The organism is Paenibacillus sp. GM2 (assembly GCF_900069005.2).
GTDB lineage: Bacteria > Bacillota > Bacilli > Paenibacillales > Paenibacillaceae > Fontibacillus.
On the sequence record NZ_LN831279.1, the window covers coordinates 2,326,930 to 2,343,698 of the forward strand.

Annotated in this window: 14 protein-coding genes; 6 read left to right on the top strand and 8 right to left on the bottom strand. The window is 49.2% G+C overall.

Translation table 11 applies throughout. The annotated features are described in order from the left end of the window. Window positions 1-391 precede the first annotated feature (391 nt). From BN1360_RS20210 to lepB, 6 genes are all read right to left on the bottom strand, one after another. Entirely contained in the window at window positions 392-1,822 is a 1,431-nt protein-coding gene (locus BN1360_RS20210) for an N-acetylmuramoyl-L-alanine amidase family protein (RefSeq protein WP_068781674.1), read from the bottom strand. A gap of 196 nt (window positions 1,823-2,018) precedes the next feature. Beyond that, entirely contained in the window at window positions 2,019-2,609 is a 591-nt protein-coding gene (locus tag BN1360_RS20215) for a GerMN domain-containing protein (protein ID WP_068781675.1), read from the bottom strand. 51 nt (window positions 2,610-2,660) lie between these two features. Then, window positions 2,661-4,265: an N-acetylmuramoyl-L-alanine amidase family protein gene (locus BN1360_RS20220; RefSeq protein ID WP_324254280.1), complete on the bottom strand. Its 1,605-nt coding sequence runs from the start codon at window positions 4,263-4,265 to the stop codon at window positions 2,661-2,663. A gap of 304 nt (window positions 4,266-4,569) precedes the next feature. Further along, on the bottom strand, window positions 4,570-5,160 hold the full coding sequence (leuD, locus tag BN1360_RS20225) for a 3-isopropylmalate dehydratase small subunit (RefSeq protein WP_068781676.1): 591 nt from the start codon (window positions 5,158-5,160) through the stop codon (window positions 4,570-4,572). Between the two features lie 73 nt (window positions 5,161-5,233). After that, complete coding sequence (gene leuC / locus BN1360_RS20230) at window positions 5,234-6,661, bottom strand: 3-isopropylmalate dehydratase large subunit (protein ID WP_068781677.1); 1,428 nt, start codon at window positions 6,659-6,661, stop codon at window positions 5,234-5,236. 983 nt (window positions 6,662-7,644) lie between these two features. Beyond that, a complete protein-coding gene (lepB, locus tag BN1360_RS20235; RefSeq protein ID WP_068781678.1) occupies window positions 7,645-8,199 on the bottom strand; it encodes a signal peptidase I in 555 nt (184 codons plus the stop codon). Between the two features lie 200 nt (window positions 8,200-8,399). On the opposite strand from lepB, the gene BN1360_RS20240 reads away from it, so the two are divergent. Then, window positions 8,400-9,311, top strand: a complete 912-nt coding sequence (locus tag BN1360_RS20240; protein WP_068781679.1) for a LysR family transcriptional regulator — start codon at window positions 8,400-8,402, stop codon at window positions 9,309-9,311. Here the strand turns inward: BN1360_RS20240 and BN1360_RS20245 are convergent. After that, window positions 9,299-10,081, bottom strand: coding sequence for a carbon-nitrogen family hydrolase (locus BN1360_RS20245; protein ID WP_068781819.1), 783 nt, complete (start codon window positions 10,079-10,081; stop codon window positions 9,299-9,301). The two genes, BN1360_RS20240 and BN1360_RS20245, sit on opposite strands and share 13 nt — an antisense overlap. 162 nt (window positions 10,082-10,243) lie before the next feature. Between BN1360_RS20245 and BN1360_RS26050 the strand changes: the two genes are divergently transcribed. Next, window positions 10,244-11,149, top strand: a complete 906-nt coding sequence (locus BN1360_RS26050; protein WP_229521064.1) for a cupin domain-containing protein — start codon at window positions 10,244-10,246, stop codon at window positions 11,147-11,149. Between the two features lie 214 nt (window positions 11,150-11,363). Here the strand turns inward: BN1360_RS26050 and BN1360_RS20255 are convergent, their stop codons facing one another. Then, window positions 11,364-11,588 carry a hypothetical protein gene (locus tag BN1360_RS20255; RefSeq protein WP_148466627.1) on the bottom strand — a complete coding sequence of 75 codons (225 nt, stop codon included), beginning with the start codon at window positions 11,586-11,588 and terminating at the stop codon, window positions 11,364-11,366. A gap of 416 nt (window positions 11,589-12,004) precedes the next feature. On the opposite strand from BN1360_RS20255, the gene proB reads away from it, so the two are divergent. The 4 genes from proB to mtnB all read left to right on the top strand — a co-directional run bounded on the left by proB (window position 12,005) and on the right by mtnB (window position 16,650). Continuing rightward, complete coding sequence (gene proB, locus BN1360_RS20260; RefSeq protein ID WP_068781680.1) at window positions 12,005-13,111, top strand: glutamate 5-kinase; 1,107 nt, start codon at window positions 12,005-12,007, stop codon at window positions 13,109-13,111. Between the two features lie 33 nt (window positions 13,112-13,144). Then, on the top strand, window positions 13,145-14,392 hold the full coding sequence (locus tag BN1360_RS20265) for a glutamate-5-semialdehyde dehydrogenase (protein WP_068781681.1): 1,248 nt from the start codon (window positions 13,145-13,147) through the stop codon (window positions 14,390-14,392). Window positions 14,393-14,849: 457 nt separating this feature from the next. Beyond that, on the top strand, window positions 14,850-15,719 hold the full coding sequence (gene proC, locus BN1360_RS20270; protein ID WP_068781682.1) for a pyrroline-5-carboxylate reductase: 870 nt from the start codon (window positions 14,850-14,852) through the stop codon (window positions 15,717-15,719). Between the two features lie 283 nt (window positions 15,720-16,002). Continuing rightward, window positions 16,003-16,650, top strand: coding sequence for a methylthioribulose 1-phosphate dehydratase (gene mtnB / locus BN1360_RS20275; protein WP_068781820.1), 648 nt, complete (start codon window positions 16,003-16,005; stop codon window positions 16,648-16,650). Window positions 16,651-16,769 lie beyond the last annotated feature (119 nt).

A 16,769-nucleotide genomic window follows, 5' to 3' on the forward strand; every position in this document is an offset into this window, starting at 1 on the left:
AGAAGTGACTCGACATCGAATCTTGAATTCACCCGGTTCTTCCGGTGCTCACGTACCCACTTCGTACGCTCCGCTCCTCATAACCTAGCTTCATCCAACCTTCTCGGTGCTGAAATTCAGTCGTTTTGAACATTTATTTAATCTGGTAGTTCAAAAAGTCCGATTTTGTCTCAAAGCGAATCAAGAAGTGGCTCGACATCGAATTTTGAATTCACCCGGTTCTTCCGGTGCTCACGTACCCACTTCGTACGCTCCGCTCCTCATAACCTAGCTTCATCCAACCTTCTCGGTGCTGAAATTCAGTCGTTTTGAACATTTATTTATCTAGGTAGTTCAAAAAGTCCGATCACGATCGAACTTTTTGAACTCAGACTATAAGTAATTCGTATGATTACATGCCGAAATACTCTTTAATTCCTTTTACAATCCCGTTAGCTACACTATCCTGAAATTGCTCCGTATACATCTTGGATTCATCACTGCTATTGCTAAGGAATCCACATTCCAGCAGTACGGCTGGCATCTTCGTTTCCCGGGTTACATGCAGACTTTGCGTTTTGACTTTACGATCTGCGAGCCCACTGGACTCCAAGAGATACTTATGCATAATATTAGCAAGCTGTGCGCTATCTGAGCGTGTATAATACGTCTCTACGCCTGACGCTGTTGAAGGTCCTGAGTTGCCATGAATAGATATAAAGATATCCGCATTCAGCTTATTAGCAAGATTGGAGCGATCACTCAAGGTCGGATATGTATCGCTATCCCGCGTCATAACCACTTCAATTTGCGATTCCTTCTCAAGCAACGCCTGTACCTTCAGGGCAACAGCCAGGGTAAAGTCTTTCTCATTTTTCTTGGTTATACTGATTGCTCCCGGATCGCTTCCTCCGTGGCCAGCATCAATGATAACTAGCTTCTTACCATTGTCACCGCCCCCCGGGGTAGTTCCCGGAGATGTAGAATCATCAGCATTAAGATCAATAATGACAAGTCCATCATTGTTGTTCACAAGCTTATATTTCTTGGCACTGTCCATATCCATTACAACCCTTACGGTCGAAGGATTGTCGCTAAACAACGAATAGCGTATTCGTGATATCCCCGGATAATCGCTCACTTCCTGTGATCCGTTCTTGTTGCTGTCCAGGTTCTGCCCATTCGCAAAGCTGTCGCTGAAGCGAGCATTCGGAATATCGATCACGATCCGATCCGGGCCATTCATCGTGAACACACTTGGCTTCACATTCTTGTCCACTGCAATCATAAGCTGATTGTTACTAAAGCTGATTCCATTGATGTTGGCCAAATTCTCTACCTGCCCAGGATTGGACGGTTGATTGCCACTGCCGGCGTTTCCACCGCTTCCTGAGCCTGATCCGGAATTTGGAGATACAAGATATGCGGTTTTCGTTTTATTATCCCAACTTACCTCTAGACCCATCTGCTCCCCTACAAAGCGAAGCGGAACGATCACCGTGTCACTCACTAGCTTCGGAGCCATCGGCAGGCTTACGCTATCACCATTGACGATAGCCGTGCTCTGATCCACGACCAGTTTCAATACAGTATCTAATTGCTGTATGGTTACCGTGCGCGTCTTTTTCTCCCAATTGACGTCAAAACCCAGTTCCTCCGAGACGACACGAATTGGAATCATTACATTGCCCTTTAGATTCTGAACCTGACCGTTCGCCGGCAAATTCAGCGTTTTTCCATCCAAGACGATGCTTGTACCACCCGAGGCGGCATGTCCAGTCTGTGGAAGGACTAACATAAACATTACAAAAAACATCAACACACCGAAGCCAATTTTTTTCATCCTTCACCCCTACCATTCAAGTATTTTGACTTATGATGTCGGGCAACTGACAACAGCCCCGGCCACCATCAGACGAAATATTAGACGTCCAAAACTCACAAAAGTTGCGATAATATGCCAATTTTCTTATTTTGCAAAATACAAAAAAATAGTTTCCGAGATTCTCGGAAACTATTGCTATCAGAATTTGGGACGATCATCTAATAATTGGATGGTCTAAGTCAACATGCCCCATCAGCGACTCAAGCTGCTCTCCATCCACCGTCACTTCGATGCTCTCCACCTCATCGAATTGGAACATCGTCTTCTTCAAAGCTTCGATCGCAAGCGATTCTCCACCAGCACCAAGCCTCGCCTCAGGCGGAAGTGTAATATCAATCACGAGCTGCCCTTTTGAGAAATCTAACGCATTCAGTTCAACCTTATCCCACAGCGATATCAATCCCTCATCGGCCATCTGCAGAGCTTTAAAGGCTGTCTCATACTTATCATTTGCATCAGTATATGTGATTTCACGCTTAATCGGCTTCAAATCCATAATATCCTCATCGGTAAAATACACCGTTATATCAGCCTGCAATTGCTCCGGGGTGCCCGGATCGGTAATCCCGCTCTGGCCGTTCTGCCCGGCATCGTCCCCACCGCCATTTGAATCCGGAGTCGCAGCTACCGGGTCCTGGATTGATGAGGTTTCATTTCCTTGCGGCGAAGTCCCCGGTTTCTGTCCACAACCAACAGCCGCGATAATTAATATTGCCAGCAATCCTGAAAGCCATAATTTCTTCATCCTACATTCCCCCTTTGGGACTTACGCATTTTCAAATATCTAAGTGAATAATTACAGTCCTAAATATTCCTTAATACCTGCAACGATTCCCTCGGCAACATTTTGCTGGAAATCCTCAGTATACATCAGAGCTTCATCCTTATCATGACTCAAATACCCCACCTCAAGCAACACCGCAGGCATCTTTGTCTCTCTCGTAACATGAAGACTGCTGTAGCGCACCTTACGATCAGCAAGCCCTGTCGCCGCTACCAAATGCTTATGCATAACATTTGCTAAAGGGATACTCTCTTCTCTAGTATAGTACGTCTCGGAGCCGCTAGGGTTAGCGGGCGGATCAATGCTGTTCCCATGAATTGATATAAATATATCCGCATTCAGGTCATTCGCTAGCTTGGCTCTGTCCTGCAGGCTTACTGTGATATCAGTTGTTCTCGTTAGAACGAAATCGATATCCGGCTCTTGTTCCAGCAGAGCTTGTACTTTTAACCCGACCGCCAAGGTGAAATCCTTCTCCTGCTTCTTGCTCTTGCTTATAGCCCCTGGTTGAGTCCCGCCATGGCCAGGATCAATAACAACGATTCTCTTTCCGCTGCCACCAACAGGGGGCGGTGTAACTCCCGTAGATTCCGTCAAATCTATCGTGATCAGCCCAAGTCCATCTCTAGTAACCGAAAATGGGCTTGGTGCCTTGAGATCAAGCACGATGCGAACCGTATCGGGATTACGGGTAAATAGAGCATAGCGAATCTGAGATACGCTAGGATGATCCGTAACAGCAAATTCCCCGCGCATGGTATCATCCAGCGGCAAGGCACTTGCGAACTGTTCGGAGAAAGAGGTCTGCGGCAGATCGATGACGATCCGATCAGGCCCGTCCATTTTGAACACACTTGGCTCAATATCGCTAGAAGCCGAAAGTTGCAGACGATTATCGCTGAAGCTGATCCCATTCAGCATCGCATGGGGAGCTGAAGGGACAGCGCTTCCTCCATTGTTTGAATTACCTTGCTGCGGAACATTCTCCGGAGTCCCGCCCGCCTCATTAGGATTCGAAGCGGATTTGCCTCCTCCGACGCCCGAACCCGATCCGCCGTCAGGACTATGTAAATGAGCCGATTTCGTCTTATTATCCCAGCTTACCTGAAGCCCCATCTCTTCGCCTACGAAGCGAAGCGGGATGAGGGTAGTATTATTCTGCAGAAACGGTGCCGCCTTTAGAGGGATCTCCCGATCCCCGGATTGTGCCAGCTTCTCGCCAATTACGAATTTAAGAGTAATGTCAGCCTGAGAGACCATAACGCTTCCTGTCTCCTTCTCCCACGCAACATCGTATCCAAGTCCCTCCAACACAACGCGCAATGGTACCATCACATTCCCATCAACGATGCCGGCCTGCGCCTTCTCAGGCTGCGCCAACTCGTGACCGTCAAGGTAAATATGGGTGCTGACCGGGGATGCCGCCTGGCTGATTCCCGGAATAGCGAACAAACAGAGCATGAACAGTACTATGAACCTCAATTTCTTCATCATCTTATCCCTACCATTCTCGTAATTTACCGCGAGGTCGCAGCAAGTGCGAGCAGCACCAACAACTTCTGCAGCAAGATTCTGACAAAGCAAATTTCCGGCATCCGACATTCCATCACACGACATCCATCCGACCTACGACAAATTCCTGACAACCGTCCGACAAACCAATAATCAATAACCGCACAGTTTGCTAATAACTTCCATGATATCAGATAATAGCGTTTTCTGATAGACTCCTATTTCATAGAATGACAAATGCATACAAAATTCATAACGAACTTCTCATGAAGAAAGTTTCATGTTGAAGGGTATTCTTACCCAATCCACTTGTCGTTAAATTCGGGGCATTCTATTAACATAAAAAAGCCGACTCCCTTCTTCTCCGGAATGGAGGGAAGGGGAATCGGCTATCGCTGGAATGATCAGCTTAAGCGAATTTGCGCTGCTCGTAGGCCGTGATCAGTTCTTCATGCTGCAGTGTCAGACCGATATCGTCCAGCCCTTGCAACAGAAATTGTCTACGGTGCTCGTCAAGATCAAAGGAGAGGCTTAACCCGAACTCATCAGTAATCGTCTTGCTCTCCAGATCGACGCTCAGCTTGTAGCCTTCATGCTGTGCTGTGCGCTGGAACAGTTCCTCCACTTGCTCCTCCGACAATTTAATCGGCAGAATACCGTTCTTGAAGCAGTTATTATAGAAAATATCCGCAAAAGAAGGTGCAATTACACAACGGAACCCATAGTCAAGGATCGACCATGGCGCATGCTCCCGGGAGGAACCGCAGCCAAAATTGGCACGGGAGATCAGAACCGATGCGCCGCTATAACGCGGCTTATTGAGTTCGAACTCCGGGTTCACATTGCCTTCTGTGTCGAAGCGCCATTCATAGAACAGAAATTGTCCGAATCCAGTACGCTCAATACGCTTCAAAAATTGCTTTGGGATTATCGCATCCGTATCCACATTCACCCGGTCTACCGGACCAACGATACCCGTTACTTTATTAAATGCATCCATGATAATGCTCCCCTCTTACTTATAGTACATGTTCAAAAAATTCGATTTCCGCACCGAGTTTGAACAAACTATTTTAGCTCACGATTTCGCTGTTGACATTCCACTCACGTACATCCACGAAGCGGCCTTTAATCGCCGCAGCTGCAGCCATTGCCGGAGAGACGAGGTGAGTTCTGCCACCGCGGCCCTGACGACCTTCGAAGTTGCGGTTCGAAGTAGAGGCACAGCGCTGACCTGGCTGCAATACGTCCGGGTTCATCGCCAGGCACATGCTGCATCCAGCTTCACGCCATTCAAATCCGGCTTCAGTGAAGATCTTATCCAGTCCTTCCTTCTCAGCCTGCAGCTTCACGCGACCGGAACCCGGCACAACAATTGCCGTAACTTTATTGGACACCTTGTAACCGCGGGCGATTTCCGCTGCTGCACGCAGGTCCTCAATCCGACCGTTCGTACAAGAACCGATAAACACATAATCGATCTCAATTTCTGTCATTGGGGTGCCTGGAGTAAGCCCCATATACTCAATCGCCTTTTCGGCTGCTTTGCGCTCATTATCTGTAGTAAATTCAGCCGGATTAGGTACAGTTGCATTCACATTAGTACCCATTCCCGGGCTCGTTCCCCAAGTTATTTGCGGAACCAATGAATCCACGTCAAATTCAACAACACGATCATACGCAGCACCTTCGTCCGTGTTCAAAGCAGACCAATCAGCTACCGCGCGATCAAAATCCGCTCCTTGCGGTACATGCTCGCGTCCACGCAAATAGTTGAAGGTCGTCTCGTCAGGTGCGATTAATCCCGCTCTTGCTCCGGCCTCGATCGACATGTTGCAGACCGTCATCCGCTCTTCCATTGTAAGCGAGCGGATCGCTTCACCGGTATACTCAATAACATAACCCGTTGCAAAATCGGTTCCGTACTGGGCGATGACGCCGAGAATCAGGTCTTTGGCTGTAACGCCCGGCTTACGCTTGCCGACGAAACGTACTTCCAGCGTCTTCGCCTTCGCTTGCTGCAGACATTGGGTTGCCAAAACATGCTCAACCTCGCTCGTGCCAATCCCGAAAGCCAGCGCACCGAAGGCGCCATGTGTTGAAGTATGGCTGTCTCCGCACACGATCGTCTTGCCCGGATGTGTCAAGCCAAGCTCAGGTCCCATAACATGAACGACACCTTGGTCGATCGTATCCAGATCATATAGCGTAACACCGAATTCCTTACAGTTCTGCGACAGCGTGTCGATTTGCTGCTTGGAGATAGGATCAGTAATATTGTAACGGTCCTTCGTAGGAACGTTATGATCCATGGTTGCGAATGTCAAATCCGGCCGACGCACCTTGCGTCCATTCAATCTCAAGCCTTCGAAGGCTTGCGGTGACGTTACCTCGTGAACGAGATGCAAATCGATGTACAAAATGCTAGGCTTGCCTTCTTCCTGATAAATTACGTGATTGTCCCAAATTTTCTCATACAACGTTTTCTTTTGGTTGCTCATTAAAATTCACCCCACACAAGGATTCGAACATTGAACAAGTCAGCTACGGCACTTCTGCCACTAGCCAGCGACTTGTATATTGAAATCAATATATCACTTAATTCTTCATTGTTCCAAGATATTATAACTATAATGATGATAGGTTTAACCTATAAGCAAGGACTGGATAAAGCAGGTTAATCTGCACTTGAGCAGTGGTTGAGAGGAAGGTTCTTAGGCGTAAGGGAGTTACCAATTGCTAATGACTTCTAAATGAAACTGAGGATCGTCTTGGAACGGATAGGAGCAGGTTGCTAAGGAATTAGGAATCGTCACTTGTGCAGATATGGGCTGTCCTGACTTCGAACAAAACTCAGGATTCCTATTAGTGCGGATAAGATCCATCCTGATTGCTAATCAAACTGGTTATCGCTATTGATGATAAGTGCCCATCCTGGTTGCTAATGAAATTGAGGAACGCTATATTAGTGCTAATAAGTACTATCCTATTGCTAACGAAACTGGGGATCGTTATTAGTGCCGATAGAGTCTGGCCTATTGCTAACGAAACTAGGAATCGCCACTAGTTCTATATGGGCTATCCTGACTTAGAACCAAACTCAGAATTCCTATTAGTGCTGTTAAGAGCCATCCTGATTGCTAATCAAACTGGTTATCGCCATTGGTGCTTTTAAGAACAACAAAACTAGGGATCGATATTGGTGCTTTTAAGAGACATCCTGACTTCTAACGAAACTAGGGATCGCTATTAGTGCTAATAAGGGCCCTCCTGATTTCTAACGAAACTGGGGATCGTTATTTCACCAAATTAATGGCTTTCAGACTGAATTTAGCCCAATTAACGTTATGGTGTTTCGTTAAAAATAAATTATCGTGGTTTATGGCGAAATAGCGATATGGTGTTTCGTTACAATCATAAGCGCATAGGCACCTGGAAAATCAAAACAGGCACCCCAACGGATGCCTGATAAAAGTTTCAAAGTCTACTTAAAATCAATTCCCATCACATGATCCAGCGGTACGGGGCCGATGCTGCGGCTGTCATTGCTATGATTGCGGTTATCGCCCATCACAAAAACATCACCTTGCGGGACGTCCCAGGATTGAGCCGGACCCAGGTTCATTTGTTCTTTAATGTAAGGCTCGCTGAGCTGAACCCCGTTGCGATACACATAGCCGTCCTTAACCTCGATCGTATCCCCCGGCAGTCCGATAACTCTCTTGACATAAAAAATTTCATTATCCGCTTGGCCGGAAAATAGATTAATGATCGGATGCTCTAATAAATCGTCCATAAAAGTACGGCTCCGGTCCACGCGACTGTCTACAATAACGATATCTCCATACTTAGGCAGCTTATCTAGCGTATGCTTGATCTTCCAGGCATAGATCCGTTGACTGTCCTTCAGCGTAGGCTCCATGGAATGTCCATCCACTTTATAGGGTTGAATCACGAAAATTCCAATTAATATGCTAAGCACAAATCCAATGATGATTGAAATGCCCCAGCCTCGAACCTCTTTCCATACTTTTTGCACACAAAATACCTCCCATGAGTTCTACTATCCCTATTATACATAGAATGAATCGCCTATAACAAACATGATCGACATTTATTACCGGAACAGGATATTCTATCTGACTAATCAAGCCTATATATCATATAATAGTTATAGGTAAAACAAATAAGACAGCAAATCCGCACAACGCTAAATCTATAAATCAGGAGAGATATCGGATGGAACTAAGACAATTGCAATATACCCTACAAATTGCTGAGGAGAAAAATTTCTCGCGGGCGGCCGACAAGCTGCATATCGCCCAGCCTTCGCTAAGCCAGCAGTTATCGAAACTGGAGCAGGAGCTCGGTGTCAAATTGTTTCAGCGCAATACTAGTACGGTGGAGTTGACCTATGCTGGAGAAAGCTTCATTGAGCATGCCCGAAAGATAATGGATGCCGTGAAGGAGCTGCGCCAGGAAATGGACGATATCTCCCAGCTTCGCGCCGGCCGCGTTGTCATCGGCAGTATGCCGATTACCGGCTCGCATCTGCTTCCGTATGTACTGCCCGCGTTCAAGGCCGCTTATCCGGATATTGACATCGTACTGCGAGAAGACACTTCGCTCCATTTAGAGAAGCTGACGGCTGGCGGCGGTACGGATCTGAGCCTGCTCTCTCTGCCGCTGCAGGAGCCGACGCTAACCTATGAGCCGATTGGCGAGGAGCCAGTCGAACTGGCGGTCCCCCCCCAGCATCCGCTGGCAAGCAGGGCCGGAGAACGCGATGGAATCCCATTGACGGAGTTGAAGGATGAGCCTTTCATCGTCCTGAAGAAAGGACAAGGCTTCCGAAAAATGACGATAGATCTGTGCCGTCAAGCCGGCTTTGAACCCAACGTCGTATTTGAGAGCAATAATATAGAGACCATCCAGTCTTTAGTGGCTGCCGGGATGGGAATTACACTCGTCCCCCACTTCATAGCGAGAGCCCGGCGCAGTGAGCTGATTCCTGTATATCTACCGTTGGCCGCCCCGCAACCTAGCCGGACACTCGTGATCGCCTATCGTAAAGGACGCTATTTATCAAAAGCCGCGGAGGCCTTCATCGAGACATTTAAGCAAACGCTAGCAGAACGCTACAATTCATAAGCCGACGGTCGACGATCCTTGAACACGGGAATCCGTTCTCGCACCTGCTGGACGAGGGTTAAATCAAGATGGCCGGTAATGATCCCCTCTGCCTCCCCGCCCTCGGCGATCCACTCCCCCCACGGATCAATGATCGCCGAATGTCCGAAGAAATGGTCATCGCCATTTCTCCCTGTCGTATTGCAGGCGATCACATACATTTGATTCTCGATCGCCCGCGCGGTCAACAAAGTGCGCCAGTGCTGCAGCCGTGGGTGCGGCCACTGGGCCGGCACGAACATAATCTGCGCCCCATTCAGCGACAATGTACGAGCCAGTTCGGGGAAGCGGATATCATAACAGATCGCCGCCCCGGCTCTTATCCCGTCCAATTCAAAGGTAACCGCCTGATCTCCTGCCGCCAGGTACTTGTCTTCATGCATCAGCCCGAACAAATGAATTTTGGAATAGGCCGCGACTTCCTCGCCCGTCCGATCGAAGACCAGCATCGTATTATATACCTTATTTCCTCTCTTCTCAGCTATGGACCCGGCAACGATATGAACCTTGAATTTGCGTGCAAATTCTGAAATCCAGCGCCGGCTTTCCCGCCCCTCTGGGTCGGCAAGCTCCCCCATTTGCTCAAGCGCATACCCCGTATTCCACATTTCAGGCAGAACGATCATATCGGGCTTTAAGGCGGCTTCCGCAGCCTGCTGTATTTTACTTTGCAACATTTCCCGGTTTCGATCCGGCTTCCCTGCCATGATGTCCGTTTGAATTAGAGCCATTTGCCACTTGGTCTTAGCCTCCACTTTTTTATCCCCCTTATATAAGGAATCTGCCAACAAAGCAATCCATGATTCTATCAAAATAAAGCCCAATCACTCTTCTCTGGGCGAATGCATAGAATACTCCATCAATCTCAACCGGAAGGATGGAGAGAACATCGTATGTCGATCTCCTACATGGATTATACCTCACCTAATGTCCAATTTACTTATGACTTGAAGAACAACCCGTTCTTTAAAAAAGACAATCAGAATTATATTAATGTCCTGTCAATCAATCAGTTGAATACGCTTGGGGACAACTCACTGCTCGATATATTCCTTAGCAATGGCGGGACGGTAGAGCCCCATTATCATCAAAATGCTTCCGAATTAGTCTATTGTATTGCCGGCTCGGCTGTCGTCTCACTAATCAATCCTTTCACGAGCCAATTGTTGCATTTTCCAATCAGACCGGGTCAGGTTGCCAATGTGCCGCAAGGCTGGTGGCATTATGAAATTGCAACGAGGGATAACACCCATCTGTTAGCCGTGTTTGATGCACCGATTCCTGAGGTTATTTTTGGTTCGGATATTCTCAGATTAACTCCTGCCAATGTGCTTGCCGACACGTACTGTCTGAATGAAGCCGAGGTCAAAGAGACGCTGGCTCCTATCACTTCAACCGTCATTGTTGGCCCGCCCAAAGATTGTAAACCTACTGGCCCTTCAAGCTCTTCAAACAATCAGAAACGAAGCACCCCGCCCACACAAACGGTACAATTCCAGCAGGTGCCAGGCTCAACTCAACGACACGCAGAACGAGCCAGGTCTCAGTGGAGCCAGCCAAACCAAGCTAACGGCGTTCCGGAACTTTCTCAACCCGTCACTCCCAGGTTCCCCTCCCCATACCAGACTATGCCGCAGCAAATGCAGACCTATCCGATATCAGTTAGGCCTGGATGGACAGTAATGGCAAGCAGTTATCCGGCCTATGGAAATCCGCAAGCAGGACAACAATCGCAGCAAGCAGCCCCGCCCCCATTCCCGACTTATCCGGGTCTCCCGATGCAGTCATTCCCACGCTAAACGGAAGTAAGATCATATACTCTACTCCAGACATAAATAGAAAATAGCTGCAAGTGAGCAGCTTTTTTCTATGTTCAAGTAAAGTAATGCTCTCTAGTGAAGTATAGAGCTAGTAGGCTAACTTCAACGTAGAGGCGGAGGCTAAAGGGCTTGCAGATGCATCCCAGGAGGAGCCCGGTCTGTGCTCTACCTCTAAAGACTTCGGGTGACCGGATCAAGCAGCCAACACATATCTACCATGATTACAAGTCCCACAGCCAGCAATCACTGTTGAATCTACCGCGATTCCCCTCAGACTGCCGTCACCCGGACGGTCGAGCGGCATCACCTTACCGCTTATAGCTGAGGACGCTTCGCAAACAGTACCCAGACTTTTCTCCGCACGCCTTCTTGCAGCACTAATGACCCTGATTTTCCCAATCGTCAATAGACCCTTCAAAAAATATCACATCCGTAAAATCTAAGTGTGTTCAGGAACAGTTTGGCCAGCGCTTCTTTTCAAGCCCGGCGACACATGGTATTCTAGCATTAACAAGAAAACCTCTCCCGGATATTCTCCGGAGAATGACCGACTACATACGTAGAATATATAAACGTGTTGACGGGACCAAGTACAAGAGCGATGCGAACCATAGAGAGCAGATTCCTCGGCTGCAAGAATTTGCACTTCGCACTCTTCGAAACCTACCCCCGAGCGGCCGCCTCGTCAAGAGCGGACAGCGCCCCTGTTACCGGGTAATCAAGTTGGATGAGCAATCATCAATTAAGGTGGTACCGCGGAAGTGAAACTTTCGTCCTTTGCAAGCAAAGGCGGAAGTTTTTTTGTATATTAACTTATCTTTGGGAGTGAACTCCATGCTAAGACGCATCGTTGTCAAAATAGGCAGCAGCTCATTAACCTCTTCGGAAGGGGAACTAAACCGGAAAGCAATCGACTTCTTCTCCTCCGAGCTGGCTGCCCTGAAAGCTGAAAATTATCAGATTCTGCTCGTCACCTCCGGAGCGGTCGCAGCGGGATTCCGCGAAATCGGATATGCCGAGCGGCCGAAGCTGCTGCATGAGAAGCAGGCCGCGGCAGCTGTCGGCCAAGCGCTGCTGATGCAGAACTATCGCGAGGCCCTGACTGTACACGGCGTATCAGCCGCACAAGTTCTGCTGACACGCTCCGATTTTCAGAACCGCAAGCGGATGGGCAACGCCAGCATGACGCTGGAGGAACTGCTTGGCCGAGGCGTCCTCCCCATTATCAATGAGAACGATACGGTCTCTATCGATGAATTGAAATTCGGTGATAACGATACGTTATCTGCCCTGGTCGCCAATTTGATTAAGGCCGATCAGTTGATCATCCTGACGGATATGAACGGATTATATACGAAGGATCCACGTATTGATCCGTCAGCTCGGCGTATTGACCGTGTGCAGGAAATCGATGATGACATTTATAAAATCGCTGGCGGTGCCGGAACCGCTGTCGGAACCGGCGGCATGCGCTCCAAGATCGATGCGGCCAAGATCGCCTCGCGCGGCGGGGTTCCTGTCTTCATCGGCAAGATCAATCAGCCGGGGCAACTGGCGCAAACTGTAAACGGGCAAGGACAGGGAACCTACTTCGAAGCCAATGACTCGGCGCTGCCGCGCAAGAAGCAATGGCTTGGCTTCCTCTCGATTCCGATCGGCACATTGACGGTCGATGCCGGCGCAGAGGAAGCGCTGATACATGGAGGGCGCAGCCTTCTGCCAGTCGGGGTACGTGAATCGACCGGACATTTCCAGGCCGGGGATGTCGTGGAAGTAGTGAACCCCGACGGCGAGGTTCTAGGGCGCGGCATTGTGAACTATGATGCTGATCAAATGCAGGACATCATGGGATTGCCCAGCTCGGAGGTGGTGAAGACGATGAACAGCGTCCATCGTCTGGAGGTTATACATCGCGACGAGTGGATTTCATTGAAAGCTTGATCATCATATATAAATACTGAGGAGGTATTTCAAATGAGTGAAGTGAGACAGAAAGCACAACTTGCAGGCAAGGCCTGCTCCGCCCTGAGCGGACTGACTACCGCGCTGAAGAACGAAGCGCTGCTTGCCGCCGCCAATGCGCTGGTGGAGAACAACGAGGCGATCATTGCCGCCAACCGGGAGGATCTTGACCGCGGACGCGACAATGGAACCAATGAATCTCTGCTCGATCGGCTTGCTCTGAATGAACAGCGCATCGAAGCTATCGCAGAAGGATTGAGACAAATTGTCTCGCTTCCGGACCCCATCGGTGAATTGCTGGAGACATTTGAACGCCCAAATGGATTGCATATTGCGAAGCGCCGCGTTCCCCTCGGCGTCATCGGAATGATCTATGAAGCGCGGCCAAACGTGACGGTTGATGCCATCGGCCTCTGCCTGAAGACGGGCAACGCCGTTGTCCTCAGAGGCGGATCAGCGGCCATTGCCTCTAACCGCAAGATCGTCGAGATCATTCATGAAGCATTGGATTCGACGTCTATTCCGCGCGATGCGGTGCAATTGATCGAGGATTCCAACCGTTCCTCGGTGGACGAGATGCTGAAGCTGAATGGCCTGCTTGACGTCGTTATTCCTCGCGGCGGCAGCTCGCTTATCCAGAACGTTGTCAACAACGCCACCGTTCCGGTCATTGAGACAGGCGCAGGCATCTGCCACACTTATCTGGATGCCACCGCAGATGCAGCGATGGCGACAGACATTGCGCTCAACGCCAAGGTACAGCGCCCTTCCGTGTGCAACTCGATGGAGACGATGCTCGTTCATCAGAATTTCGCCGCTGCGCATCTGCCTGCTTTGGCGCAGCGCTTCAGCGAAGCAAACGTGGAGCTCAGAGGCTGTGAACAGACGAGAGCTCTCGTCGATTGGGCTAAACCGGCAACCGATGAGGATTATGCCACTGAATACAACGACTATATTCTTAATGTCAAGATCGTCAAGGATCTGGATGAAGCGCTGGCCCATATCGCCCGCTTCAGCACGAAGCACTCCGAGTGCATCGTAACCGAGGATCTGCAGCATGCCGAACGCTTCCTGCAGGAAGTAGACGCGGCTGCTGTCTATTATAACGCCTCCACTCGTTTCACGGATGGCTTCGAATTCGGCTTCGGCGCCGAGATCGGCATCAGCACACAGAAGCTGCATGCCAGAGGTCCGATGGGGCTTCCAGCCTTGACATCAACCAAATATATCATTCACGGCAATGGTCAAATCCGTGGATAATGACATGGGCTGCAGCCGTGTTGTCCAATTTCAATCATAGATTGACATCGGATAATCATAGCTATGATTAATAGGAAATCTCTCTTCTTCTGGACAGAACGTTTAACAATGATATGGAGTTGTCAGGCTCAGCGCGGCTAAATGGATCTATCTGATAGGTAACGGAAATACGGTACGTTATGGTTGCTGAAAAGCGAGTTAAGACAAATCTAACGGAAATTGGGGACCTTATTACAAAACAATAATGCTAAAATCATCTGTTGGAACAGCGAATAGCGGAACCTATTTCCGTTACTTTTCCGAAAGGCCTGAAATTTGCAATATAGCGGCTGTCTGTTCCGTTAGAGGTCGGAAATCAAGTCCAAGCTACGCTGATGCTGCTCCTCCGCTTTACTTAGCCCCACTTCGGGCATACTTAGACAATATCAATCCAGTAATCCACAGTGGAGGTCATACCATGGTCACTAACGAAAACAAAAACTCTTCGAAGCCAGGTACGATCAGCTTTTATGGCGCAGGTTCCATGGCTGAAGCGATCGTCCGCGGACTCATTCATAAGCAGGTAGCCAAGCCTGCCTCGATATCGATGCTGAATCGCAGCAATCAGGAGCGTCTGGCCTATCTGACGAATCAATATGGAGTGGTCACGAGCAATCAGGAGGAACAAAAGAACCAACTGTTGGAAGAAGCTTCAATCATCGTACTAGCGATGAAACCGAAGGACGCCAAAGACGCGATTACTGCGATCGCTCCTCACCTCTCGGAGAAGCAGCTGCTCGTCTCCGTTATCGCTGGCTTGTCCATCGAGACGATTCAGCAGCTGCTTGGCTTCGCCGCCCCGATCGCCAGAACGATGCCGAACACTTCAAGCTCCATTGGTTACGGGGCAACTGGGATCGCCTTCTCTGACGAAGTCAGCGAAGAACAGAAGCAGCAGGTGCTGACGATGTTCGAAGCGGTCGGAACCGTCTCGGTCATTCCGGAAGAGAAGATGGAAATTCTGACCGGTGTTTCAGGCAGCGGCCCGGCTTATGTCTACTTCATGATGGAAGCGATGATCGCTGCCGGGATTGAGGGCGGACTGTCGCCAGAGCAAGCGCGGGAATTAACGATACAGACCGTGCTCGGCGCGGCTGTCATGATGCGCGAGACCGGCGAGGAACCGGCCAAATTGCGCGCAGATATTACATCTCCAAATGGCTCGACCCAGGCCGCATTGGATGTTCTGCGTGAGGGCGGTTTTACAGAAGCGGTTAAAGCCGCCGTCCGCAGAGCAGAGGAACGCTCGCGTGAGATGGGGCAAGCTGTGAAGGACACATTGCAATAAGCTGCTCCGGATGACTGGCAGCTTGCCGCATCTGCAAGGCCAAGCCAGTTCCAGGCTTGTGCTAAGGAATGGCCGAACCCTGAAGTCGGCTCGATGATGCTGTCCTGGCGGATCGGGCCAGCTTCAGGGTATTATGGCCAGCAGGAATACATAAACGCTGGCTACTATGCATTCACTTCAAATCAGCTAGGGCCTTGGCGCGCAGACAGCTATGCGTACAGGCCTATATTGGATCCTGCGAGTTAGAGGAGAATGGCACTTTAAGGAGGGACATTAGTCCATGATGGCCTTTGCACAAATTGCCTTGGAAGAGAAGCAAGCCAGGCTTGCCGAGCTTAAAGAAGTGAAAGAACTATTGGCTGCCAAGGGCTGGTTCCCGGGTACAAGCGGCGATTTATCCGCTCGTGTCGGCAAGTATGCGCCAGACGAATTTTATTTTGCGATCACTTCCCGTGGCAAGGATAAAGCGATGCAGCACACACCGGAGGATTTTCTGTTCGTTGACGCTGGGGGCAATGCTTGTGAGACAACCTCTCTTAAGCCAAGCAGGGAAAGCTTGATCCACGCTAAAATCTACCGAATGACCGGCAGCAGCGCTATTTTTCATGTACATACAGTGTTTAATAATTTGATTAGCGAAGTTTACGGAGATCAGGGATTTATTCCGGTTCACGGCAACGAACTGATCAAAGAGCTCGGAATCTGGGAAGAGCGTGCAGCGATTGAAATTCCCGTACTGCCTAATTATGCAGATATTCCTTCCGTCGCCAAGCTGGTGCCCGGAGCGATCCATCCCGATATTCCCGGTTTCGTATTGCGAAATCATGGCATTTATGCCTGGGGCAGCAGCATTCTTGAAGCCAAACGGCACCTGGAAGCCTTTGAATTTATGATCGAGCTGGAATATCGACGCCTCGCCCTGCTTCGATAATCGCTATCAAGCACCTCTTTTTTTTAGCGGTACACAACTGTAGATACATCTTTACATAACTTCGAAGGAAATAGGCAAAGAGGCTTGCCCTTTGTCCCATCTGTATAGCTAACAGAACA

Bases quoted from the DNA above. Each gene is read 5' to 3' on its own strand.
- BN1360_RS20210 (WP_068781674.1), bottom strand. From the start codon at position 1,822: ATGAAAAAAATTGGCTTCGGTGTGTTGATGTTTTTTGTAATGTTTATG.
- BN1360_RS20215 (WP_068781675.1), bottom strand. From the start codon at position 2,609: ATGAAGAAATTATGGCTTTCAGGATTGCTGGCAATATTAATTATCGCG.
- BN1360_RS20220 (WP_324254280.1), bottom strand. From the start codon at position 4,265: ATGTCGTGTGATGGAATGTCGGATGCCGGAAATTTGCTTTGTCAGAAT.
- leuD (WP_068781676.1), bottom strand. From the start codon at position 5,160: ATGGATGCATTTAATAAAGTAACGGGTATCGTTGGTCCGGTAGACCGG.
- leuC (WP_068781677.1), bottom strand. From the start codon at position 6,661: ATGAGCAACCAAAAGAAAACGTTGTATGAGAAAATTTGGGACAATCAC.
- BN1360_RS20240 (WP_068781679.1), top strand. From the start codon at position 8,400: ATGGAACTAAGACAATTGCAATATACCCTACAAATTGCTGAGGAGAAA.
- BN1360_RS20245 (WP_068781819.1), bottom strand. From the start codon at position 10,081: ATGGCTCTAATTCAAACGGACATCATGGCAGGGAAGCCGGATCGAAAC.
- BN1360_RS26050 (WP_229521064.1), top strand. From the start codon at position 10,244: ATGTCGATCTCCTACATGGATTATACCTCACCTAATGTCCAATTTACT.
- proB (WP_068781680.1), top strand. From the start codon at position 12,005: ATGCTAAGACGCATCGTTGTCAAAATAGGCAGCAGCTCATTAACCTCT.
- BN1360_RS20265 (WP_068781681.1), top strand. From the start codon at position 13,145: ATGAGTGAAGTGAGACAGAAAGCACAACTTGCAGGCAAGGCCTGCTCC.
- proC (WP_068781682.1), top strand. From the start codon at position 14,850: ATGGTCACTAACGAAAACAAAAACTCTTCGAAGCCAGGTACGATCAGC.
- mtnB (WP_068781820.1), top strand. From the start codon at position 16,003: ATGGCCTTTGCACAAATTGCCTTGGAAGAGAAGCAAGCCAGGCTTGCC.